This window comes from Leeuwenhoekiella aestuarii (assembly GCF_004104055.1).
Classification (GTDB): Bacteria; Bacteroidota; Bacteroidia; order Flavobacteriales; family Flavobacteriaceae; genus Leeuwenhoekiella; species Leeuwenhoekiella aestuarii.
The window spans coordinates 44579-68804 of the sequence record NZ_QOVJ01000008.1; the positions used below are offsets into that span (position 1 = coordinate 44579).

19 protein-coding genes are annotated in these 24226 nt (G+C 40.5%); 5 read left to right on the forward strand and 14 right to left on the reverse strand.

What is annotated here, in order from left to right:
• Positions 1–7 precede the first annotated feature (7 nt).
• From DSM03_RS15735 to gmd, 10 genes are all read right to left on the reverse strand, one after another.
• Positions 8–1117: an acyltransferase family protein gene (locus DSM03_RS15735; protein WP_128763330.1), complete on the reverse strand. Its 1110-nt coding sequence runs from the start codon at positions 1115–1117 to the stop codon at positions 8–10.
• Positions 1118–1126: 9 nt separating this feature from the next.
• A complete protein-coding gene (locus DSM03_RS15740) occupies positions 1127–2176 on the reverse strand; it encodes a glycosyltransferase family 4 protein (protein ID WP_128763331.1) in 1050 nt (349 codons plus the stop codon).
• Positions 2177–2197: 21 nt separating this feature from the next.
• Entirely contained in the window at positions 2198–3499 is a 1302-nt protein-coding gene (locus DSM03_RS15745; protein WP_128763332.1) for an MATE family efflux transporter, read from the reverse strand.
• A gap of 21 nt (positions 3500–3520) precedes the next feature.
• Positions 3521–4378 carry an alpha-1,2-fucosyltransferase gene (locus tag DSM03_RS15750; protein ID WP_128763333.1) on the reverse strand — a complete coding sequence of 286 codons (858 nt, stop codon included), beginning with the start codon at positions 4376–4378 and terminating at the stop codon, positions 3521–3523.
• Positions 4375–5313 carry a glycosyltransferase family 2 protein gene (locus tag DSM03_RS15755; protein WP_128763334.1) on the reverse strand — a complete coding sequence of 313 codons (939 nt, stop codon included), beginning with the start codon at positions 5311–5313 and terminating at the stop codon, positions 4375–4377. Before DSM03_RS15755 ends, DSM03_RS15750 begins: the two co-directional genes overlap by 4 nt.
• Before the next feature lie 36 nt (positions 5314–5349).
• On the reverse strand, positions 5350–7650 hold the full coding sequence (locus DSM03_RS15760) for a GumC family protein (protein ID WP_128763335.1): 2301 nt from the start codon (positions 7648–7650) through the stop codon (positions 5350–5352).
• Positions 7651–7668: 18 nt separating this feature from the next.
• On the reverse strand, positions 7669–8415 hold the full coding sequence (locus DSM03_RS15765) for a polysaccharide biosynthesis/export family protein (protein ID WP_128763336.1): 747 nt from the start codon (positions 8413–8415) through the stop codon (positions 7669–7671).
• 40 nt (positions 8416–8455) lie between these two features.
• Positions 8456–9805, reverse strand: a complete 1350-nt coding sequence (locus DSM03_RS15770) for an exopolysaccharide biosynthesis polyprenyl glycosylphosphotransferase (RefSeq protein ID WP_128763337.1) — start codon at positions 9803–9805, stop codon at positions 8456–8458.
• Between the two features lie 116 nt (positions 9806–9921).
• Positions 9922–11076 (reverse strand): GDP-L-fucose synthase family protein, encoded by a 1155-nt coding sequence (locus DSM03_RS15775; RefSeq protein WP_128763338.1) that lies wholly within the window; start codon positions 11074–11076, stop codon positions 9922–9924.
• 85 nt (positions 11077–11161) lie between these two features.
• Entirely contained in the window at positions 11162–12274 is a 1113-nt protein-coding gene (gmd, locus tag DSM03_RS15780; RefSeq protein ID WP_128763339.1) for a GDP-mannose 4,6-dehydratase, read from the reverse strand.
• 929 nt (positions 12275–13203) lie between these two features.
• Between gmd and DSM03_RS15785 the strand changes: the two genes are divergently transcribed.
• Positions 13204–14010, forward strand: a complete 807-nt coding sequence (locus tag DSM03_RS15785) for a hypothetical protein (protein ID WP_128763340.1) — start codon at positions 13204–13206, stop codon at positions 14008–14010.
• A gap of 179 nt (positions 14011–14189) precedes the next feature.
• On the opposite strand, the gene DSM03_RS15790 is transcribed toward DSM03_RS15785, so the two are convergent.
• Both DSM03_RS15790 and DSM03_RS15795 read right to left on the reverse strand, forming a co-directional pair.
• Positions 14190–15071 carry an RteC domain-containing protein gene (locus DSM03_RS15790; protein ID WP_236643959.1) on the reverse strand — a complete coding sequence of 294 codons (882 nt, stop codon included), beginning with the start codon at positions 15069–15071 and terminating at the stop codon, positions 14190–14192.
• A gap of 41 nt (positions 15072–15112) precedes the next feature.
• Positions 15113–17524, reverse strand: a complete 2412-nt coding sequence (locus DSM03_RS15795) for an aminotransferase class I/II-fold pyridoxal phosphate-dependent enzyme (protein WP_128763341.1) — start codon at positions 17522–17524, stop codon at positions 15113–15115.
• A gap of 223 nt (positions 17525–17747) precedes the next feature.
• On the opposite strand from DSM03_RS15795, the gene DSM03_RS15800 reads away from it, so the two are divergent.
• From DSM03_RS15800 to DSM03_RS15815, 4 genes are all read left to right on the forward strand, one after another.
• Entirely contained in the window at positions 17748–18137 is a 390-nt protein-coding gene (locus tag DSM03_RS15800; protein WP_128761913.1) for a DUF7793 family protein, read from the forward strand.
• A gap of 26 nt (positions 18138–18163) precedes the next feature.
• Positions 18164–19072: a helix-turn-helix domain-containing protein gene (locus tag DSM03_RS15805; protein WP_128763342.1), complete on the forward strand. Its 909-nt coding sequence runs from the start codon at positions 18164–18166 to the stop codon at positions 19070–19072.
• Entirely contained in the window at positions 19035–19592 is a 558-nt protein-coding gene (locus DSM03_RS15810) for a MauE/DoxX family redox-associated membrane protein (protein ID WP_128763343.1), read from the forward strand. The genes DSM03_RS15805 and DSM03_RS15810 overlap by 38 nt, the downstream gene beginning before the upstream one ends.
• Positions 19593–19694: 102 nt before the next feature.
• Complete coding sequence (locus DSM03_RS15815; RefSeq protein ID WP_128763344.1) at positions 19695–19982, forward strand: DUF6520 family protein; 288 nt, start codon at positions 19695–19697, stop codon at positions 19980–19982.
• Positions 19983–20032: 50 nt separating this feature from the next.
• Here DSM03_RS15815 and DSM03_RS15820 read toward each other — a convergent pair whose 3' ends face one another.
• Both DSM03_RS15820 and DSM03_RS15825 read right to left on the reverse strand, forming a co-directional pair.
• A complete protein-coding gene (locus tag DSM03_RS15820) occupies positions 20033–22843 on the reverse strand; it encodes a M16 family metallopeptidase (RefSeq protein WP_128763345.1) in 2811 nt (936 codons plus the stop codon).
• Complete coding sequence (locus DSM03_RS15825) at positions 22830–24224, reverse strand: RagB/SusD family nutrient uptake outer membrane protein (protein ID WP_128763346.1); 1395 nt, start codon at positions 24222–24224, stop codon at positions 22830–22832. The genes DSM03_RS15820 and DSM03_RS15825 overlap by 14 nt, the downstream gene beginning before the upstream one ends.
• Positions 24225–24226 lie beyond the last annotated feature (2 nt).

Sequence of the window (24226 nt, forward strand, 5' to 3'; positions counted from 1 at the left end):
CTATTATTTAAAAATGTATCGCCTTCAGTTTTGGGTAAATCCTGGTTTTTAATACAGGTAAATTCAGTAACCTTTTAAAAAAAGCATTCCAGAAGTAACGCTGTCGTTCCAGAAGAATGCCTAGAAAACAACTGATAAATAGAACACCCCAAAAAGCAACCCACATATCTATACGATTATCTAGCTGAAACCCAAAAACAGCTTTCCATAAAATCAGTAAGGGATGGTGCAAAACATATAGAGGGAATGTCAAATCCCCCATTTTACGTAAATGCACTGCCCACTTCTCAACCTGAGTAGGACTAGGAGTTAAAGGCATAAAAAGCAAGGCTAATCCTATCAAAAATCCTAAGATATAATCGGTTACAAACTGATTTGAATAATACAAGGGTGGTACCCCAAGTTTAAATGGGATGGCTGGTAAAAAGGCGTATACAAATCCGGCCAAGAATAAACATAGACAAACGAGACTCCAGGACTTGTAGGGTAGCGCAACGCGATGATTCAGCTTATAGGCAAAGCAACCACAAAGCCATATAGGCATCATCAATATTATTTTAGGGCCCGCTATAACACAAGCCAGCCCTATAAACAAATAGGATCTGTACTTCGTATTTTTAAAAAACAATAATCCAAAAATAACATAATACCAAAACTCATAACTCAAAGACCATAACGGTCTGTTTATAGGTGGAGCTGCAGACCAAGTAGCTGATTCACTCAAATAAAAAAATGATAAAATATACCTGGGCCAAGATGCTCCACGAATATATTCAAAAGAAAGTACGGGATCTAGATATACTACCAATGCCTGAATACAAGCGGTAATTAGTAATGCCGGTATCACCATCGAATACAGCCGGCTCAATCTGGCAATGCCATAAGCCAAAGGTCCTTTGTTTTTAGAATGTGTGGAATACGAGATTACAAAACCAGAAAGCACAAAAAATACCACAACGCCTAAATGTCCAATATTTGCTCCTCCGTGCGGGGGGGTGTAAGTATCTGAAAGCCACTGGTCGGAAGCATGTACATATACAACGGCTAAAGCGGCCAATATTCGCAAAAGATCCAGAAAAAGACTGTTATAGGCAGAAAGTTTAGGTTTACTATGCATAACTACTAGTTAGTTTAAAAATTCGATCCTGTAAAAATCAAGAGGTTTTAAAAAATCTTGTAGCGATGATTTGGCCAAATCTGCACGCAGTTTATAATCCTCGTCATTCATTGCTGCTGCTTCACTCATACAGCGCAGCAAGCTGTTTACGTCTCCCGGTTCTGCGACTAAAGCTGCTGCTCCACCTGCCTCCGGGAGACCTCCATCTCGGGTTACTATGGCCGGAACACCAATATTTCGGGCTTCAATTGGTGTAAGACCCAAATCTTCTTTCGTTTTTGCCGGCGCCAGCAGCCATTTTGAGGATGCCAGTAATTTTTCTTTGGTTGCTGCACTTACAAAACCAGGCATACGCACGTTTTCTTCTAATCCCAATTCATAAATTAATTCATTAACCTGAGTTCGCAGTGGGCCATCCCCTAATAGGGTCAATGGATGACGGTGCTTATCAAAAGTGGCTAGCGCATAGGCCTTCAGAATTTCCTCGATTCCCTTATTTTCAATCCAGCGACCTAGAAAAATAAAACCGCTTCTATCGGAGGGGGCACAAAAGCCATCGGGAAGTTTAGAAACAGTGGGAAAAGCATCGCTTGTTCGCAACTTTACATCAGGCTCCCAGGTATTCCATACAAAATGGGAATTATACCATCTTTTATCGGCAAGCTTTGCAGCATATCCCCACATAATGGTATGGATATTATTGTCTGTTCGTCTCCAATTGTGAATTGTAAGAATGATTTTTTTTGATAATAATTTTGCTGTAAAGATCACATCAGGAGGTGTATTCTGTACATGTAATATATCAGCCCAAGAGATGATCTTAATAAGTCTTAAAGAACCTCTGTCTACAAAGTCAACGTGTTTACATCCTTTGGATGCTGCCTCGATTAAATGCGATTCAGCATGGGCGTTTTTTACCAGTTTAAAACACAATCTTACTTCATATTCAGACCAATTTGAGGCAGCCTCAGCAATAGTAATCATAAATGCCTCCATCCCTCCATAAACGCCGTGGGTGGGACCAATTATCAATAATTTATTTCGCTTCTTTTTTTCCATAATGATTGTGTGTAAAAAGCTTTAAGATTCTGCCTTTAGCGCATATAATTTATACAGACCATAATAGTAATGAGTGAGTACCTGTACTCCGGCTATTGCAATATTGAGCAGCAAAACCCCGTATAGCGTAGTTATATCTAACACCAGCATTGCAATTATTGTAGAAGAAATACTTATTGCTATATACAGAAACGGATTGATGATCCATCCCCTACTGGAATACAGCGCATAGATAATGCCCGATAGCAGATTTAGACTGCTTCCTATTACTGCCAATACCACTTCATCCTCTAAATCACCATACTTAGCGCCTAGGATCCACAAAATTTGAGATGGAAACCAATATACAATTCCTATAATCCCTAAAAAGAGAACGACTACGAGCAATAGCGCCTGAAGATACCTCCTCTTCAACAAACTAAAATCGGCTTCTAACCGGGCAAAACGAGGTGCTATTAACATGCCAAACAAAACAGAAATAATATTCATAACCATGGCTAACCGACCAAGTGCACCTATTTGAGCGACAGAATCAGTAGAACCAAAAAGCGATAATAACCATACGGTAAGCTGCCCAGACAAACAATAGAAAATGGCTTCAGGCAAAATACGTCTGGTTTTAGCTACCAAGCGAAGTTTTATTTCTGAATCGGACTGCTGTTCCCAGTCTACAGAAGAATTCGTTATTTTCTTAAGTCTGATATTTCCCCAAACCTGAGGAAGAGTTGAAGCTATAATGGCTATATAGGCAAAAGGGAATAAAAATATCAGAAGAATTAATAACACGAGTCGACCTGTATTTATTGCAAGCTGATTTTTTTGAAGTGGTACTACATGCTGTGTGAGCTTTGGCGCTATCTCTAAAATGCTATTTGAAATTTGAGAAAAAAATGCAGGTATCAATCCAATCATGATTAATATACTCATCGTCCACGATGCGCCATTGAGTCTTAATAAATAAATAAGTATGGGAATCCCGATGAGTAAACTTACAAGTCCAAAAATCTTTCGTAATTCAAAAGCTGTGACAAAAACCATTCCCATCTTTTTCTTGTCTTTCCAAACCTTCCCTCCCTCAGACATAACACCTATAGGAATTCCTGCATTAGCAAGAGCGATGATAGTACCCAACATCGTATTGGCTAGAGTATATAAAGCATATTCTTCGGTAGATAGCAAACGAATTACCAAAATCCCCGAAGCGAGACTTATGAGCATGATAAAGACCTGTGCAGTACCGGATATACTAATGAGGCCAGTCCAATGCTGGGAGCGCGCATAAAGAGGATGGCTTTTGATTTGATTAAAAAAAGAGGAATTCAAATAACTAGATTTGTAAAATTATCACAGCCTGATCCACCCCTTTGGATATAGATCATCTAGAGATATACTCGGATCCTTAAACCATTTTTTAGGAGCTATTACGGTTTTATCTGCATGCGCATTCAGCCAAGCCCCCCACCAACTAAATGTACTATTGGCTATTATATTTGCCTTACACAAACTCATCAATCTTAAATCATCATATGCATTCTCTCCGGTATTAAAATCTATATAATGATGAGGATGGTTTGGGCTAAGGTTTTCTTTTACCCAGGTTATCGTATCTGAAAAAAAGAAAAATGTGGGATGCTCCATTTTTTCACTCAGAAGCCTTATAGCATTTTGATAATACGCTAAAGAGCAAATCTCATAGTGCTCCTGATGTTGCTTTTTCAAATAATCTCCGCGCCTGATATGTACCGCAACAGAATTAGTCGTACTAATAAGCTTGGCCATCTCAAGATTTTTACCTTCCAGTTTAGGACGTATTTGAAATTCATCGCGCAGCATAGGTCCTATACCCTCAAAATACTTATAACTTTGCCAAAATCCCCTCAGGCACACATCGTTACCCAAACTCTTAAAATGAGGGTCGTATTCAAAAGAGGGTTCAAAATAGGTTTTTTTGGGATAGATTTTTCTCAATATACGGTATATGATAGAGTCCTTAGTCCATGTATACCTTTTCAGCTCCTTAGGAGTTACAAATGTCTCGTTTATATTAAAGTGCTTCAGTTCATATGCATCCTTCACAGAATCTTTTTGATAGTATGCACTACTCAATTTATGTTCTGTGCCATTCTGTACCGCAAGTGCTTTACCAGCTGCATATTGAAAAAGCTGATTTCCGAGTCTGTCAGATAAAACGGTTACTATCATAGTTTACTTTTAACTAAACACATATACCCAAGTCTTTTTAAACCTGGAATTGTTAATATTTTAGAACGGTACCATTCGCTACAAAATATAGTGAAAGCATCCTTTCGTCTTCCGGTATTTACAGCTTGAGTAATTGCTATAGGAGCGCGTTCACGTAAGCGTTGGTGCCGTATAGCTTCACCAAAACGCGTATCAGCTATAAAATTTCGCAAAATTCTGAAGGACTGGTATCCTGAGTCGTCTGTTAAAGAACTAGACATCGAATTGCGAGCCACTCGATATTTAACCAGGTATTGATTTAAAAAATACATTTTATAACCTGCAATACCTATTCTAAGACCAAAATCATACTCACAACCATTTCCCAATTCAGCATCAAAACCATAAGCCCTAAATTGGATCGCTTCCACTATTTCACGTTTCATCAGGTATCCGTTGTTGGGAAACTGTTGTCCCATTCCAGCCTCTAAAGAGGTGAGTACAGTTCCCTCATACGCTGCACTTCTAAAATAAGAGGTGTTAAAATATTCCGATCTGCTGGGGGATACTTCACCTGTTTCAGTCATTATATACTGTTTTCCAAAAGCGATATCTAGATCAGGATCAGCTGCAAAGAGCTTAACCAATGAATCGAGAGCAATAGGTAATAAAGCATCGTCATCATGCAAGAGTAGAATAAGGTCTCCCTGAGCCGTTTCAAAGAGTCTGTTGGTATTACCTATTTGGCCCAAACCCGGTTTATTGTGTAAATAAATGATGGAAATATGGGTTCCGCGTTTGAGTTCTTCAACTGCCTGCGCAGTACGATCATCAGGGGAGTCATCACTAATGATGATTTCAAAAGGTAAGTAGGTTTGGTCCAGACAAGATGCAATAGCTTCAAGTACCAATACAGGTCTTTTAAAAGTGGGGATTAATATTGAAATTTTAAACATACCAGTTATTTAAAAGAATCCGAATTTATTTTTAGTTTAACTTATTTTATTGGTTTTACCATAACCATAGGTTTCTCCGTGTACCATTTTTACATCGTTCAAAACAATAAATGGTGATTTGATTTTTTTGTTGCTATGAATATCTTCTATCGTTTGTAATTCTTTTTTACTGGTAAATTGCTGTCTAACGACAAAAATACAGACATCACTATAAGGTGCTAAACCATAAGCATCAGCAACTTTACCTATAGGTGCCGTATCGATTAAAACATAGTCGTAACTCGATTTCAATTCTTCGATAAGAACCTGTATCCGATCACTAATCATGAGTTCTCCGGGGTTAGATGCGAGTGTTCCCGCACCAATCACGTCAAAGTTTTCGACATCCGGTACCGGGATAATTACATCATTTAGAGTCAATACCTCCTGACTCAAATAGTCTGTGATCCCCTTCTTGTTAAGGAGCTTAAGATCCTTCATCAACTGCGGTTCTCGCAGATCAAATCCTAACGCGATCACTTTATTTCCCGCCAAAGCCAAGCTTGTTGCCAAATTGATCGTAAAAAAAGTTTTCCCTTCCCCTTTTTTCCCGGAAGTAACTAAAATCACTTTACTTAGGCGTCCTAGTGTGGCAAACTTCAAATTAAATCTAATGAGCCTAAAAAATTCGGCTATTGGAGTATTCCGTTCGGCGGTGGCCACCACAGTGACTCGTTCCTTATTATGAGCTACTTTACCCAATACAGGGGTAGCTGTACAATGAACTATATCTTCTACAGATTGTATGGTATCATTAAGTTTTTGACGGACGTATATGCCCGAAAAAGGTATAAAGATCCCTAATATAAAAGCGCCTAAATACATCGAAGTCTTGTTAGGTCTTACGGGGTTACGAGTTGCTTTAGGTCGTTCGATTATACGAGAATTGGTTACCGGTGCATTGAGAGAAAGAGCGGCCTCTTCCCGCTTTTCCAAAAGAAAGGTATAGATATCGTTCTTGGTACTTTGCTGGCGGTTGATTTGAGTGAGTTCACGCTCCGCCAAAGGAACCTTTCTAATCTGGGACTGAAAACGTTGTGAATTAGATCGAATATTCTTTTGTGTGATCAAAAGTCCGTTTTTCACATTGTTCAAAGCTTCAAGAATATTACCTTTAAGAGCATTGATTTCTCCAGTCATACGCACCACTAAAGGATTGGTACTGGGTGTACTTTGCAACATTTGTTGACGCTCAAGTTGAAGATTATTGAATTTTAAAATTAGATTTTGAAGACTGGGGTCCTCGACAACTAAGGTGCTGGGAATCATCTTCAACTCACTTCCAGACTGAATGATATAAGCAGAAATAGAATTCAAAACGTCCAGCTGGTTCTCATAGTTCGCCAGTTGCTTGTTAGAATCTGTAGCACTTTCTAAATACATCTGAGCGTCAGAATTAACATCGGTCAGATCATTGCGCTGTTTATATCCTTCAACACTTTTCTCGGCATCTGTGAGTTCTTCTGTAAGCTGCATCAACCTAGAATCTATGATCTGTATTGTATTTAAAGCCAATTGATTATTAAAAATCACCGCTTCTTCCATATAAATGGAAATCAAGGTAGTGAGAAGCTCTTCTGCGCGCTCTGGCAGCGGATCTTGTAATGAGATTTTCAATAAACTTCCTCCTTTTTCACTGGTAGGCATTACGGCCAATTTAGAACTGTAATATTCTGAAGCGGCTTGTATATCTGTAAATGAGAAATTCAGCGATGCATTTTTAAATGCATCTACTGGAATGTTTGGGTTGCGATTCACGACAACGCTTCCTTCACCAAGTGCTATGGGTACACCAAATGTATAAGGCACAAATGTTCCATTTTCTGTACTTAGCTCATAAGTTGTTTCTCCGGTAAATTTCAAAACATAATGACCTCCGGGCTTTGGAGGGTTAAGACTATCTACGTCAAGATGAATGGGTAAATTCTTTTCATAGACCGCTACATCTTTTAAGTTACCTTCTAGAGAATAGCTTGCATAAATGCCAATCCTTTTTAAAGCTTGCTCCATAAGCGCAGAAGACTTTAATATTCCCATTTCATTTACTAAATCACGCGAAGATTTAAACAAACCCAAATCACTGGCTGATTCAATTTCCGAAACCCTGTTAGTCGCGTTACTATCTTTAATCAGAAGCACACTATCTGCCTGGTAAATGGGTATGGCGTGATACCTGAGGTATAAAAAAACACTAGCTGTGGCTATTAAAAGTCCTAAAACAAATAAATACCAGTATTTTAAATAAGAATACAGAATGTGTTTTATATCCTTGGGTTCTTTTTTTAAAGAGACATGCATAGGTGGGTCTTGAGTGAATTACTTATATAAAATAAAAAGTGTAGCGATAGAAATTGCAGAAAGTATTAATGAAATAGTACTGCGCGTTGTACTGGCCTGCTCTTTTCTAGCTTTAATGGGTTCTACGTAAACTACATCATTAGAATCCAGATAAAAATATGGAGAATCTAAAATTTCCGAATTATTAAGGTTCAAACGTATCAATTTACGTTCCCCCTCAGATTGCTTGATGAGCAAAACATTTTCACGTTTCCCGTAAACGGTCATATCCCCTGCCAGCCCTAAAGCTTCGAGAATGCTTATGCTTTCGGTGGGGACAGTGAATGTGGATGGATTGGCTACTTCTCCCAAAACAGTTATCCGAAAATTCAAATACCGAATGCGAACCTTAGGCTCACTGAGATAGTTTTTAAGCATTTGGGTTAGCTGCTGCTGCGCAGCTGATTTTGATTGCCCCCCTAATGAAACTGTACCCAATACAGGAAAGGTAATTTCCCCGTTCTGATCAATCAAATACCCGTTGTCTGATAAATCTTGCTGTGAATTTGAACCTTCGTAAATTCGGTTAAAAGGCTTGTCTGCTTCTGCGTTTAAGCTAGTTACCTGAATACTCAACAGATCCCCGGGTTGCAAGACGGGTTCTGCAGGATAACTGCTTCGCTTTGTTTTCGACAGATCTTGAGAAGAGGCATCACTAAAATAAATTAAATTCCGAGAACAGGAAGAAAAGAATAAGACCAGAAGTATTGAAAAATACATTCGCATAAATAATGAATATTTGATTTAATTAAGTAAGGTTGGGATGTCAATAAGCGTTCACTTCACCACGAAGAGAGTTTATAACGGTCAGGTATATAATCCTAATGTCAAAGTAGATAGACCATTTCTCTACATAAAAAATGTCTAAGCGTACCCGATTAACAATATCGGCTTTAGTTATAATCTCTCCACGGTAACCTTTAATTTGTGCCAAACCCGTTATTCCGGGTTTCACCCAATGCCTGACCAGATATTTATCTACAGAGTTTTCATATTGCAACGTGTGATACTGCATATGTGGACGGGGTCCCACAACACTCATGTGACCGAGTAATACATCTATAAACTGTGGTAATTCATCAATACTCGTCTTTCTGAGCAGTTTACCAATTCTAGTAACTCGTACATCATTTTTTACAGCCATAAGGGTATTGGCAGTGCTGCTTTGCGTCATCGTTCTAAATTTATGACACCAAAAAATAGACTTATTAACTCCGTTACGTTGCTGTTTAAAAAACATAGGGCCTGGAGAATCTAATTTTATAAGAAGGCAGAGCAACGGTGTCAGCCAAGAAAGTATAAATACAATAACAATAAGCGAAAACAAAATATCAAAAATGCGCTTGATCAGTTTAGAGTAAGAGCGTTCCAGGGGAAGCATTCGCATATTGAGTACCGGGACGGTATCATAAAGTTCAATAGACATGGCACGTGTAAATACCTCTTTATTATCAGGTATAATTTTGAGCTTTTTAAAATTGTTATCCGCAAAATGAATTAACTGTTTAAGTTCGATTTCCGATAACTTTGATACCGTACAGTAAATTTGACTAACATGGTTCCCAAGCATATATAGATAAGCATCTTCAAGTGTACCCAGATAGGTAGGGCTTGTAGAAGGCGAAGCATCAAAATATCCCAAATAATTATACCCCATTAGCTTATCATCAAAAACAGCTCTGATTTTCTTAAGATTTTTATCCCTTCCAATTACAATAACATCAACAACATACCCTCCTTGCTTCCGGTACGCATCCATATAACCATAAAACAAAATTCGGTAGATGGTTAGCAAGGTATAAATGCAGCATAAAACATTTATAAGGTCTTTCATAGGTATCTGAAGACGCCCAGAATTGATACCAAAAAAAGCGAAATACGATAATGCGTATATTACATACAGGTAAAAAAGTTTCAAGAGATTTGTATGGAAACGCTCTTTACGTGCGGTAGGATAAAAATTTAAGCTATAGGTAATAATCAGCCAGCTGATATTAAAATACAACAGATCTGTAAGAGTTAAACAGTTAAATGCCGTAAAAAACAACAAAGAACTATCTATCACTATCAAGTGTATAAATACCGATAGGATAATGAATAGCGTGCTTTTTTTCATACCAATTCTAAACAGGAAACAAACTTCTCACAACAGTGAGCCACAAACACAAACCAGCTATTGGAAGCATAAAATCTGTATAAAATAATTACAGAAGTGCTGCAAATAACTCACAGTCAGACAGAAAAAGGAGTTTCAGAATCACACGTTGTCTGTTTAAGATACCACGAATACATTCGGTTAATACCTTCCTCAAGACTTACCTGAGCGCGCCATCCCAAAGCATGTATTTTTTTGGGGTTTGTTAATTTCCGCATCGTGCCATCCGGATTATTTGAATTGAATACCAAAACTCCTTGAAAATTGATTTGAGATTGTATGAGTCTTGCCAGATCTTTGATCGAGATATCTTCTCCGGTACCGATATTGATATGGGTGTTGCGAATTTCAGCAGGTTGCCCCTCGACTGCGCTCGGGGTGACATCGGTAAAGTCGCGATTTTCCATAATAAAGACACAGGCATCAGCCATATCTTCACTCCATAAAAATTCACGTCTGGGCTTTCCACTCCCCCAGACCTCTACGTGAACAGGTCCCCCTTCCTGACCTCCCTCAAAGGGTGAGGAACCACTAATACCATATTTTTTTAAAATATTAAGGATGACCGCTTCAGAATCGGTACCATCCACCCCTTCAATCGGCAGCTTATTCAGATCAGCCCTCAGGCTGTCCCAGTCATTTTGCTCCAGCGCTTTTCCCAGATGCATTTTACGCATCAGGGCCGGAAGCACGTGAGACTTCTCCAGATCAAAGTTATCATTAGGGCCATACAAGTTGGTAGGCATCACCGAAATAAAGTTGGTTCCGTATTGCAGATTATAGCTCTCACACATCTTGATCCCGGCGATTTTAGCAATAGCATAGGGTTCATTAGTATATTCTAACGTATCGGTCAGCAAATACTCCTCTTTCATGGGTTGCGGGCAGTTCTTGGGATAAATACATGTACTGCCTAAAAACAAGAGCTTTTGTACCCCAGCTTTATAAGCCTGATGAATTACATTGTTTTGGATCATCAAATTCTCATAAATAAAATCCGCTCGATAGGTGTTGTTAGCGATAATCCCCCCCACCTTGGCTGCTGCTAAAAATACGCACTCGGGTTGCTCCGTCTCAAAAAAGGAAGCAACAGCCGCAGTATCGCGTAAGTCTAATTCACTGCGCTTCCGGTATACGAGATTGGTATAACCTTTAGCCTCCAGATTTTTTACAATTGCAGAGCCCACCAAACCACGATGGCCCGCGACAAATATTTTTGAATCTTTATGCATCTAGATCAATTTATAAACTTTAGAAAAATACCACGACCAAATCCCATTTCCAGTCTAATTTAAGATTTAAATTAGCGCATGCGTCTTATTCAAAATAATTATAAATAGCATACCCTCCGTTTTGAAGGTGCTTATCTTTCTTCATTAAATTCAAATCACTTGTCACCATCTCTTTAACCAAATCTTTCAGTTCGTATTCGGGCTTCCAGCCCAACTTATTGAAAGCCTTAGAAGCATCTCCAATTAACAAATCTACCTCGGTTGGTCTAAAATACATAGGATCAACCGCTAATACTTCTTTGCCTAATTCCAATTGATAATCGGGATGGGAGCAGTATTTAATATAGCCTTTCTCATTAACACCTTCACCTTCAAAAGCGAGTTCAATACCTAGCTCTGCAAAAGACATGCGCACAAAATCCCGCACAGGAGTTGTAGTTCCGGTGGCGATCACCCAATCTTCAGGTACTTCGGCTTGTAAGATCATCCACATCATCCGTACATAATCTTTAGCATGTCCCCAATCGCGTTTCGCATCCAGATTCCCTAAATAAAGCTTTTCTTGCAGTCCTAATGCTATTCTTGCGGCTGCACGGGTAATTTTACGGGTTACGAAGGTTTCCCCTCGTAAGGGCGATTCATGATTGAATAAGATTCCATTGCACGCGTACATCCCATAAGCCTCTCTATAGTTTACGGTAATCCAATACGCATACATCTTAGCAACCGCATAGGGAGATCTCGGATAAAAAGGAGTGGTTTCAGACTGTGGCACCTCCTGTACTTTGCCATAAAGTTCTGATGTTGAAGCCTGATAGATTTTTGTTTTATGCTCCATCTTCAATAACCGCACAGCATCTAATATCCGCAGGGTACCCAACCCATCGGCATTACCTGTATATTCCGGCGTTTCAAAAGATACCTGCACATGACTCATTGCTGCCAGGTTATAAATTTCATCAGGCTGGATTTCCTGGATCAAACGAATCAGATTGGTACTATCCGTCATATCCCCGTAATGCAAAATAAAATTTCGGTCTTTAATATGAGGATCCTGATACAAATGATCTATACGATCGGTATTGAATAAAGAAGACCTGCGCTTCATACCATGTACTTCATACCCTTTGTTCAATAGAAATTCACTTAAATAAGCGCCATCCTGTCCGGTTACACCGGTTATAAATGCTTTTTTCATGAGTTAACAGTTTATTGGTTCCATAGCTTCGCATCTTGAGTCCCAGTTCGGAATCCATCTCCAGCTAATATTTTAACAATTCGGTTTAAATAAGTGTATTGAATTCAACTAATTATTAAGCCAACTAAATGTATAAGGGGGCTATAGGCATTCCAACAATTAACTGTTAATTTATTGAAGGTTTCATCGTCAAAACCAAACCTTTCATAAGACTACATCGAATTCGTTAAATTTTATTCAAGAATTTTAACACTTAACTGAGTATTTTCTGTTAATGAATAATAAATAAATAAGAATATTTAATTTCATTAAGATTCCATGATTGAGAATAAAAAACACCCATGCATTTATAGACTTATCATCACGCAAAAAAAGGCCAATTTTCAGCAGAAAAATAGAGTACTTCAACACTGTTTTTAGTGTTTCTCTATTTAAAGAGTTTAGATGCAAGAGAATGACCTATACATCGTGCAGGTTCCTGCTTTACGAAACTATAGGTAAGTAAGGAGTATTAAACAGTATAGCGGTTCCAGTAGTCAAAACACGCAGCTACCACAGGGCTTTCCCAAATGATAGTATCACAACAGGTTTAATTCAAAATACTCTATAATTTAAAACGGATAAGAATAGGTGCTTATCTGTTTAAAAAAATCCATTTAACACCACAGCCGCTATGCCCCGATTTTTTAGAATGATTTCAATAATCTATTTCTTAAAAGCAAATCGCTATTTTGCTTAGTATATGCACACCTACAGTATTACGAAAGCAGCAGCACGATGCTACTTTTTAATGAGTAAAAAATATAAGTAAATATCCCTCTCGCACTAAAATATTGTATTTCATCGATTATTATTGCACAACACCCCATAAATCAATTTATTTCCTTAAATTAGATTCACAAGTCTTTAGTGAAATTAATTCTAAGCATATGCACGTTATACCCGAAAAAAAAGTCTCAGAACTTGAAGATGTTAAGCAGTTTGCGTTATTAGAGGAATTTGAAACGGCAGACCGGTATATCAAAGCAGGTTTTAGCGAACTTCAGAACAAGACTTTTGATACTGATCTGTATAGATTTCCTTTTGAACTGGTTGCACAGGGATTAGAGCGATTTATGAAAGCATACCTGTGTATAGCTCATTATCATACTTACCAAAAACTGCCCGACCCTGATTATTTTCAGCTCTTAGGTCAAGACTTAGAAACTTTATTCGAAGAAATCTTAGATACCTATTATTTCAGTTTTGATAAAAAACAGTACCAATTGGATATCGAATTTTTAAAAAACAGTTTAGAGCTTAAAGGCCTGATCAAGATCCTATCAAGTTATGGCCAATTGTCACGTGATGAAAACTTTAAAGTAGTCTTAGGCAATACAACAACTAAACTAAAACCCTCAGAATTATGGTTTGATTACCGTAACAGATTCCTTAAGCAACACAAAACCGAACAATCTGAATTTAGGGAATTGAGTTACGAAGCCCATAAAAAATTGACCCAACACTGTATCATTCTGATCGAAAAATTGTGTGCTGCCCTTTCTCGGCAATTTATATTTAAACGACTTGGTGAAAAAGGATTACAATTAGCTTCAACAATGGTATTTGAATACGGTATGCTGTATCCTCAAGATTATGGCAAAAAAAATTACGGGTGTTCTGCAGAAGAACCTCTTTTAAAACCGCAGGATAAACTGCCTTCTAAATTGATGCGCTTCTTCAAATCTAATGAATAAAATTTATGTGAATTGAGTACACTACATCGGGGCAGGCCAGCGGAACAATACATTTCAGAACGAGAAATATCCAATAGGATTTAAGTCTTGATTATCCCAAAAGCTGAATGTCATTTCCAGAGGTCACCCTAAGTTTATTGAAGGATATTTTTGAGAACACTGTATTCAAGAACCTGCAATCAAGCCTCATCCTGCCGCATCTTATATTCCAACTTCAGGATCAGCTCTTCCAGAAACTTAGTTCTGCTTCCCTTTCGGGCTTTGATTTCCCCATACGTTTTATAAACCCCATCCAGCTTAACATTAAAAAAATCTTCAAAAGAGGCCACTATCGTACTCAGGTCAGACAACCCATGATTTAAATATTGGGAGGCGTATAACGCATAAATAAGCTCGACTAAGGCAGTTTTAGACCCCGACCAGAGCATCACATGATGCTTCTGAGGTAAATAAACAGCTTCACTACTCGGGTTTAAGGTCTTAAGCGCATCTCGTAGGTAATGAATAAGCCGGTACATCGCCTGCACTTGGGCCCAGAGCATATCGTGCGAACTGCTGAACTCAGCATAGTCATAATGGTACAGCATCGGGGTTATGGGAAAATTCTGCTGCGCATGGCGCGTAAAGAACTGATGATCCAGATAGGTATGTTCTTCTTCCATATACCGTACAAAATGCATATTGCGGTTAAAGAACTTATTGATCTTACGCAACTCCTTTTTATAAAACCGGGTCTGAAAAGAAACTCCGGCCTTGGGTTTCCGCAGCTCACACGTGCGCATTTCAGTAAAATAGATGAGATAACTCATCGGGCAGGGTTTGAGATGCTTAAAAAAATGGATCTCCTGAGGCACATCTTCAAAATCTTCCTGCTCCACGAGCTCCTTGAGATTGACCAGAGTTTTAGATGCGACTTCAATCCCCAATGCTGCTTTTTTAAGGGGTTCAGGTACTACGAATACCCGGGTGTTCAATTCTTGGTGAAAGTTGTGTAGCGCTGTAGCAAACATGGTAACATCAGTTAGACAGGTGAGTACATAAGGAGGCAGATGTATGTTCAAAACACAGGATATATAGGGATAACCGGTTGGTTACTTAAACGTTAAACGGAGTGAGCCGTACGCATCATTTCTAAGTGCTCCAGAAGAAAATTATCGTCAGTTTGCACAAAGGCCTGTTTGGGAATAACAGTTGCCCCCAGTTTCCGCTTTTCAAAATTAGCACTCATCCCAAAGTCAACCTGCTTCATATCCAATTTCCGGGCTCTTAAAATGGTTTGATACAAGAGCTGCCTGTAGGTTTGAAATTCCTCAAGATACCGGTAATCCAAACCGATTAAACTGGGAACATAGGTGCCGGCATAATTTTTATAACAAAACATAACGCCCAGCAAGCGGTCATCGGCAACAGCCTTAAGCAGTATACATTCCCAATTGGGATGGGTACGCATCGCTTCAAATGCCTCAAGGGGATACGTAAAGGTGTTCAGGCCGTAATTCTTTGATTTAACCTGTAGATACAGCTGGTAGTAAGCTTTTATATTTTTACGGCTAACCCGTTGAACCACGTTAGAGTTGACCAGACTTAAATAGGGTTCAATAGCTTTCTTAAAATGCTTTTGGGAACGTTTAGAAAGGTATTGCGTATAATCTGCGGCCTCTTTATCATGCAAATCCTGCAATACACAGCTATCGGGCATATCGATAGGGATGTATCCCTGATCCTGAATTGCTTTTGACCAGTTGTAATTCAGATCAAAATCCCGCAGTACGGTCATAGAAACCTTCCATGTATGTGCCAGGTTTTCAATATATTCCAGCAATTGGGTTAAGGCCAGTTCGACCTGTGGATGTGCTTCATTCAGGTACAGGTGGTTTCCTTCGGTAAACAAGCAGCCCAGAGACAGCACCCGGGAGGTCTGTACATAAGGATCGGCTTCGCGTTGCTTTTCCAGTTCTTGAGAAACCGAAGCCGGAGCCAGCATATCGTTTTTCCAGAGGCTTTCGGTTAAAAAAGTCACCAGTACGGGGCAGTTGGCGTCATCTACAATTTGTACATACCTAAAGCGCCAGTTGTGCTCCGGTTGTTGAGCCTGCGTAAAGCTTTGTTCCAGATAAGCCAGCCCATCCTGATTCAGCATATGGGTTGTTCCCAGCGTATAATCCCAGTGGGAGTAATCAGTCTCAGTAATGGTTTTAAATTCCTGAAGTTGTAAATCCTGATTATTGGTGGCAAAAGGTTTTAAAGCGGTAAGATCCATACCGAAGGCCTTCCCTACCCGGGAACGGGAATTGTGCGTAACCCACAAAGTGGTATCATAGTAGCGGACTAATTGCTCAACCAGATGATCAATATCATCCAATGCATTGTGATTGGAGAGGGTAATACGAAGTCCGGTATTTTTAGCAGGTACCGCGGGAAATAAGCCCAGGTTTACATAAATACCTTCCTCCATCAGGCGTTTTACAAGATAATAGCCCGTAGCCGGCAGGCCCGTGCCTATATAGAATACAGGAGAACTGTTACGCGCAATAAGCGGTAAATGTGCTTCAGCCAGCTGCTGATTGAAATAATCAATGCGGTTTTTAAGCGCTTCCTGCAACTGATAGATCTCGTCAGATAAATGAATATTTGCCGAGGCTATGGCTGCTCCTACCGCACTGGGTTCTAACTGGGCCGAGAAGGTTAATGGTCCCCCGAAGTTTTTGATCTGATTGTAAAACTTCTTATGTGAACAGACCAGAACGGAGCCCGACGCCCCAAAGCTTTTACTCAGGGTGCCGAATACCAAAACATGTTCCGGCAGGGTTTCCAGCTGACTCATCACATACCCCCTCCCATTTTTACCTTTCCAGCTCATGCCGTGTACATCATCAAAATACAGGTATAGCTGCGGGTATTTCTTAGAGAGTTCGATCAATTCCTTAACGGGGGCATAGTCCCCGAACATCGAGTACACCCCATCAGCCATATACCAGATTTTAGAAACTTTAGAAGAAAGTTTTTGGATCAGGCTTTCCAGCATTTCCAGATTGTTATGCCGTACGAGTTGTACCGGTATTCCCCGTACTTTAAGCAGCTGAGCAGCATTTTGCACGCTCCAGTGCACCTGATGATCCAGGAGCACGGCATCTTCATCCCGCACCACCGTAGGGATTACCGCCAGATGGCCCAGGGTGCTGTTCTTGGTGATGATTACCGGGTTTTCAAAGAGCAACTCCAGCTTTTCTTCCAGTTCTTCATAGAGCGGGTGAGAGATATAGGTTTTCGATAGGGGGAATTGGGTACCGTAGCGCGAGATGGCCCGCACGGCCCCCATTTTGAGCCGGTTGTCCTGTTCCAGTCCCAGATATCCCGTATTCCCAAAATGATAACAGGCTTTTCCCTTTACGGTAAGCAATCGGCCGCTAAGCCGCGCATCTTCGGCACGCAAATGTACAATACCTTCAGCCTTGGCTTCGGTGATCACTTTAGCAACGGTATCCAGAAAATGGTTGTGTTTGATTTGAGCCATAGTAAAGAAGTTTGGTTATTTCAGATGAAAACTAACCAATTATTAATATGCTGAATGCCAGACCTTCCGGTTTACCTAAAAATATTCCCTAATACTTTACTTTTTATCCCTGAGACTTTAGTTTGAAAACAATGAGTTAAAAAAAAATCCCTCATACTTTAGATTAAATCCGTTACAACTAACTAATTAGAAGGGTTTTTTGATATTTTTATCCTACCAAAATATGTTCACCATGCGTCCTGATTATGAAAACGCGTATGCTGAATATCGGATTAAAGCGGGAATCCTGTTTTTATATTACAAACCCCAAGCCTGCCTAACCCTACACATAGCAGAACAGGTGGTACACGATCGTCTTGCCTTACAAACCGGCAAGGCTTATCCGGTATATTGCGATGTGCGTACTATTATTGACTCCGACAAAGAAGCCCGTGACTATCTCTCACGAATGGGTAATGATCTCATACATGCACTGGCGTTTCGGGTAAATTATCCCGTTTCAGAAGTGATGATGCAATTTTATTTAAAGAACGGCACAGGTAAAATCCCTACCCAATTGGTGGTCGACATACGATCGGCCTACTCCTTTTTAAAAAGCTACAGCAACCTCTGATCCTTTAAGCTAACACCGCTTAAACTATGAAACACTTAAACACACACGCCAAACAAATCAAAACGATGATCCTGGAGATGGCTAAGGGTAATTTCAATTACCGCATCCCCCGCACAGATCAAAACAGTGAGACCCAAGCCATTGCTGCCCTGCTCAATATGCTCGCGCAGGAGTTAGAAGTCTCCTATAATCCCTTTGTATTCAATGCGCCGGCCCACAGCATTTTTAACGTTGACCATTACCTCTTTTTAATCGATCCACAACACCGCATCCTGTCTACAAACTTTGACCTTGACACCGGGAGCCCCTTAGTCGATCAAAACTTTGCCCACGTATTAACGGAAGCAGCTCAACAAACCTTTAAAAAACGCTTAAAGACACTCCAAAAACAGCATCAGTCCCACATCCCCTGCAAACTCGAATTGCTGGCTGCCGATGACCTGCTGGTACCGCTGGAATGCACCCTCTTTAGATTGGACTACGATGCGGTAGCGGGTAACTTCCTGGTGGTGGCTTCCCGCATTCAAAGCCACAACCCGTTGATCAAAGAAGACGATTTTATACAAGAAGACTATCCGGTACGCAAACTCGAGGTACTCAAGAACACGCAAGACATTCAAAACATTCAAAAAGTAAAAGCCTATCTCAGGGAGAACCCCGAGGTTCGCATAGCTTCTTTAAAACTGCTGGGGCTGCGTTTTGGGCTCAATGAATACAAGCTTAAAAAAGGCTTTAAAGAGCTTTACCAGACCAGTGTGTTTAAATACCAATTGAAGCAGCGCTTATACAAAGCCCGGCATCTCATTCGCACGACAACAGATCAACTCTCCTGCATTGCGATTAAAACCGGATTTAAATCGTACATCCATTTTGGACAGGTCTTTAAAAAAGAATTTGGTGTTGCACCCAGTCATTACCGAAAAAAAAACAAATAATCCCTTAGGCTTTAGTTTCAATCCCGCATACTTTACTGATTATCAGATAGATAAAATAACTTTAACTCATAAAGTTTTTATCATGTCTACAAGAAGACCTATCAAGCAAATTATAAGCCAGGGAGTAATAAGCTTCTTCATCCTGCTCTGGGTCTATGCCGCCACGGCTAAGCTGCTGGAGTTTGACCAGTTTAAAGTACAGCTAAGTCAGGTAAGCTTTCTAAAACCGATGGCCGGGATACTGGTCTATATCATCCCACTTGTAGAATACAGCCTTGCCGGCTTGTTGTTGGTATCCAAGACTCGTAGTATGGGGTTATTGGGTTCTGCATTAGTGATGAGCGTATTTACAGCATATATAGCCGGGATGATCAGTTTTAGCCCGGATCTGCCCTGCTCCTGTGGAGGGATCATCAATAACTTCACCTGGCAGCAACACCTGATATTCAATCTGCTTTTTACTGCATTGGCTATCACAGGGGTGTACTATCGCAGTTCCACGAATCCGCCCCACTCATAACAATAGAAATAAGAATAACAATAGTTAATCATGCGCGTGATGATAAGGGGGAGCCGAAAACCTTCGAATTCGAGTAGGCATAATCTTTTAATACTTTTTATTATGAAAAAGTCTAAAATAATGATCCCGGTGATGACACTGGGGCTGGCAGTAGGTCTGGCTTTTGCCAATACCGCTACTGTAGCAAACGGTTGGATTAACGTGAATGGTACTCCAACACAATTAGGTTCGGAACCTTGTCAAGGTACTGAAGTAAATTGCCAGGTAATTTTTGAGGATGATCCGCAACTGCGAGTTTTCGATGTATATACCGATATGTCGCTTACTACTAAAAAGCATAGCGGCTCTGAAGAGTACTATATACTTCCGGGAACACCGCCGTCGAACTAATTAGTTCGATAGGAAACAAGCCCCATAGCCATAACTATGGGGCTTTTAATTTATTCCAGTGATTTTACAGTTCCCTGACCCATAAAAATATACCTTTGGGCTGGCACTAACTTTTGCTGCAGTATCTGCTGTACATCCTTTGGACTAATTGTATTTAAATAGCCTTCTATATATTCCGGTTTTGGAGTTTCTAGTTCCCATTTATAATAACGGTATGCTTTTTCTGAAACAGAGTTTCCAATAATACTTGATACATACAGGTTACTCTTTATACTATTTAATTCCTGTTCCGAAACAGGATGCTCCTGAAACCATTTTATTAGCTCCTCTACATCACCAATCAGTATATCTTCCATCCCTTTAAGAGTAGGCAGTACGAATACCAGATTTCCGCGTTGCGATTTCAGATCTACAGAACTTACAGTACCCATTAAATAAAGTCCCCTCATTTTTACATTGCGCAGTTCCTTAAGTCGGGTTGCTATTACTTGGCTTATTAGTTTTAAATCTACCTGTGACTGCCAATCATCACGGGATATAGGATAGGAATATTGAATTTTAAGATTTAGGTCTGAAGGGAGTATACCTGGAATGGTATATACCTTTTTTAAAGGCCCTATAGGTAAGGTATTCACCTCTATTTCTTCCCGTTTTATTTGATGATCAGATACCGGTAAATTTCCCAAATAGGTTTCCAAAAGAGGTATGACTTCGGCTTCCTTAAAATCTCCACTCAGCAGAAACACAAACTCTTGAGGATGTTGAAATAAATTTTGATACATGTGTTTTAATTCGGTCATAGTAGATTGCCTTACTGACTTATAACGTTCCCCAGCTGTCAATCCGGGATTTACTTCATCAAGAGCTTTTTTACTCAATACGGTTAAATCATATTCCTCCCTCCCGTAAGGTGGACTTTTATAAAATAAGAATTCGTCCTCTTTCCAATACCTAAAGGCTTCAGGATCTTCCCGGGGTGCAGACAAATACAAATATGCAAGTTGTAATAAAGCTTCAAGACGTTGGGCCGGGGCTTGCAGTTTTATACCGGATTCTCTCTGGTTTACATACAAGGCTTTTCCGTAAATCATTCCCAGATCGGTAAGCATTTGTTGCATTTCAAAATGGGTATAAGCACCCGCCCCCGAGGTATGTACCCACTTGGGTACGAGCTGGGCTTTTATAAAGTCTGTTTTATTCAGGTTACTTGCACCTACATTGCGAAAGCCATGTAATTTTAGGGAGGCACCCACCTGAGGGTTAAGTATAACCCGCGCTCCATTAGCCAGTTGCAGCACACTTCCTCCTAAAGCATCACTACCCAAATCTTTAGATTTTTTTTGAGTTAACTGTGCGATCAGGGAATCAGCTATCAGCTTAGTTTCATGCTCCTCATCGGCTTCCGTATTCATACGCTTAGCCTCATCCAGCCAGCTGCGAAATTGAGTTTCACTCAGCTGCAATACAGACGCTCCTTTAGGAGCTAAAATCCCAATATCCTGAGGCCCGTCTTCTAAAAAGGCTTTTAGCTCCGAATTTACAATATCATACGAGAGCCCATTTAACCAGTTCTTCTTTAAAGCAAGCTGATTAAGCTCTAAAGATTCTTCTGCCAGCATGCGTTGATTATAAGTACTTAATACTGCTGCCAGAGCATTCGTATCCTTTCGATTTGTAGCATCCAGTATATTCTGCTTTTGCTTTTGAAAAACTACCTCTGCAATCCCTTGTTCTTTAAGCTGATTAAGGGCGGCTGCCACTTCCTCCACAGCTTCCCGTTCCCTTCCCGTAAAAGTTTTTAGCTCCAGTCCCAGTGCAGGCAGTTCGCCAGATTTATCAATTCCCAGCGTATAATGCAGGTCATAGGTAGCTGGAATTTGTCGCAGGTAATCTTCAATAAGTTCATACAACATTTCATACATCCACTTTTGCTGTAAGGCTTTAGGTTCCGATTTGGGAGGGATTTGGTTTCTCCAATATAAATAGATTTCACTCTCTTGGATTTCAAACTCCTCCACTTCTTCTTTCTTTAATTTTAAGAATTGATTGGGACGTTTGAAATATTCTGATTTATAATTCTCCCAGGGCCTGCCAATAGAGGTTTTAAGTGTTCCAAAATAGGTTTGAATGTCCTGCTTTACAACATCAAGGTCTTTTAAGGGTCCTACTAATAATAAAGTAGCCCGCTCAGGGTGGTACCAGTCTTTATAAAACCTGGACACCTCTTCCCAGTTGAAACTTTGCAAATGATTGTATAAAGCTTCTCGGGATACCGGGTCAAGTGAAGCATTTGACAAACCTGCTATTACTCTAAAGTTTTTAGTATGCCCTTTAGAAACTATTTCCTGATATAAACTCCCTTGTTCAGACATTACAACCTCTGGCACAGGTTCTAATTCACCCCCTACCAAACTACTAAATAAATCCAGCCCTTTCGTATAAAGAGATAAAAACTCCGGGGAAAACTTATAATAATATGTGGTCACATTTCTATAAGTCGCAGCCTGTAAGTGTAAGTCTTTTACGCGTATAGCATCTCTAACAATCTCATAATTTTCTTCGCCTTCATCACGTATAACCGCATAGGGCAAATGCTCCATAAAATGAGCCATATTACTCTGTCCTTCCTGCTCCATTGCGGAACCGGTCTGAACATACAAACGCATAGATATTGGCTTACCATCCCAGGCTGCTTTAGAATGAATCAAATACCGCATGCCGTTATCCAAAGTTCCCCTACGGATACCGGTTTCGATGGTCTCTGCTTTGGTTTGACCATAGGTAAATGGACTATACACCAGAAAACAGATCCACACCAGGTTAAAGAAATTCAATGGTTTTAAATGTTTAATAGCCTGCATTTTGAGTGAGATTAGGGTTCTTTAATAATTCGTCTTCAGGGATGGGGTACAGCAAATCGGTTTCCTGTATTCCATCCAGTACTTCCAGGGCCTGGCCGGTACGCTTTAAATCCAGCCAGCGATGCCCCCATTCGCTAAAAAGTTCGCGATCGCGCTGCTGCATCAGCTCCTCTAACAGCTGTTCCTGGGTAAGTGCCGGGGTATAAACCAGTGCTTCCAGACCGGCACGCTCCCGTATGGCATTCAGATCGGCTACTGCCGCTTCCGGTTTCCCCTGTCGGGTCCGGGCCTCTGCCCGTATCAGGTACTGCTCCGCCAGGCGCATAATCATGGAGTATTCGGTTAAAGCCCCTGCACTGGCATCATAGCGTATCTTGTACTTATAGGGATAATAATAGGTTTCAGCAGCACTGCTAAAACTCCCAATCCAGTTTTCTTGCCTCAGATCCCCAGATTCCCAATCTTGCATAAACGTTTCACTCAGGCTGACCGGACTTCCCGTTGGGGTGATGCGGATTAGCAGATTGCCATCGCGGGTATGGGTAAAGGTGCCTCCCCAGCCCTCCTGTGATACCTGCCACAGGGCCTCCGGACTGTTTGCTAAAAACACAGTATTTAAATCATCAGGCAACTCATAGAGATCAGTAGCGGCCAGCACTTCACTGCTGTAGGATTCCGCCTGCTCCCAGTTTTCCAGATACAGATGCACCCGCGCCAGCAGGCCCAAAGCCGTAAAGCGATTCGCCCGGGTACGTTCATTATCAGGATAGCCGGTATCCAATAGTTCAGCTGCCCGGTTTAAATCTTCCAAAATCAAATCGTAGACCTCAGTCTGCGGACTTCGGGTTTTTAAGGCATTACCGGTATAATCGGTTTGGGTAATCAGAGGCACATCCCCGTATAAATTGTTCAGATAGAAATAGGTAAACGCCCGTATAAATCGGGATTCGCCTTCCAAGGCAGCACGGGTATCCCGACTTAAATTGCTGTTATCAGCAACGCCCTCCAGAATCGCATTACACATATAGATCGTATTGTAGGCACCAGACCATAAGGCCAGATTCAAACTGTTTGTTGCTTCCAGTTGATGCCCGGCAACGGCTTCCATCTCGGGTGCCGCATTGGTTACCGTATAGGTCTCACCAGACAGCCCGCCCAGAAAGCTCACGCTCTGGTTGCCCCCTGCTGCAAAAGCGGTATTAAACAATTGGATATACACCCCATCCATCGCCTCGCGCGCGGTGGCATCATCACTAAACACCGTAACACTGGTGATGCGGTCGTTAGGTACATCTACCTCCACAAAAGGCTCACAGGCGCATGTCAGGAAGAACACCGCTATGCATAGCAGGTGTAGATGGTTATTTCTAAAATGTTTCATAT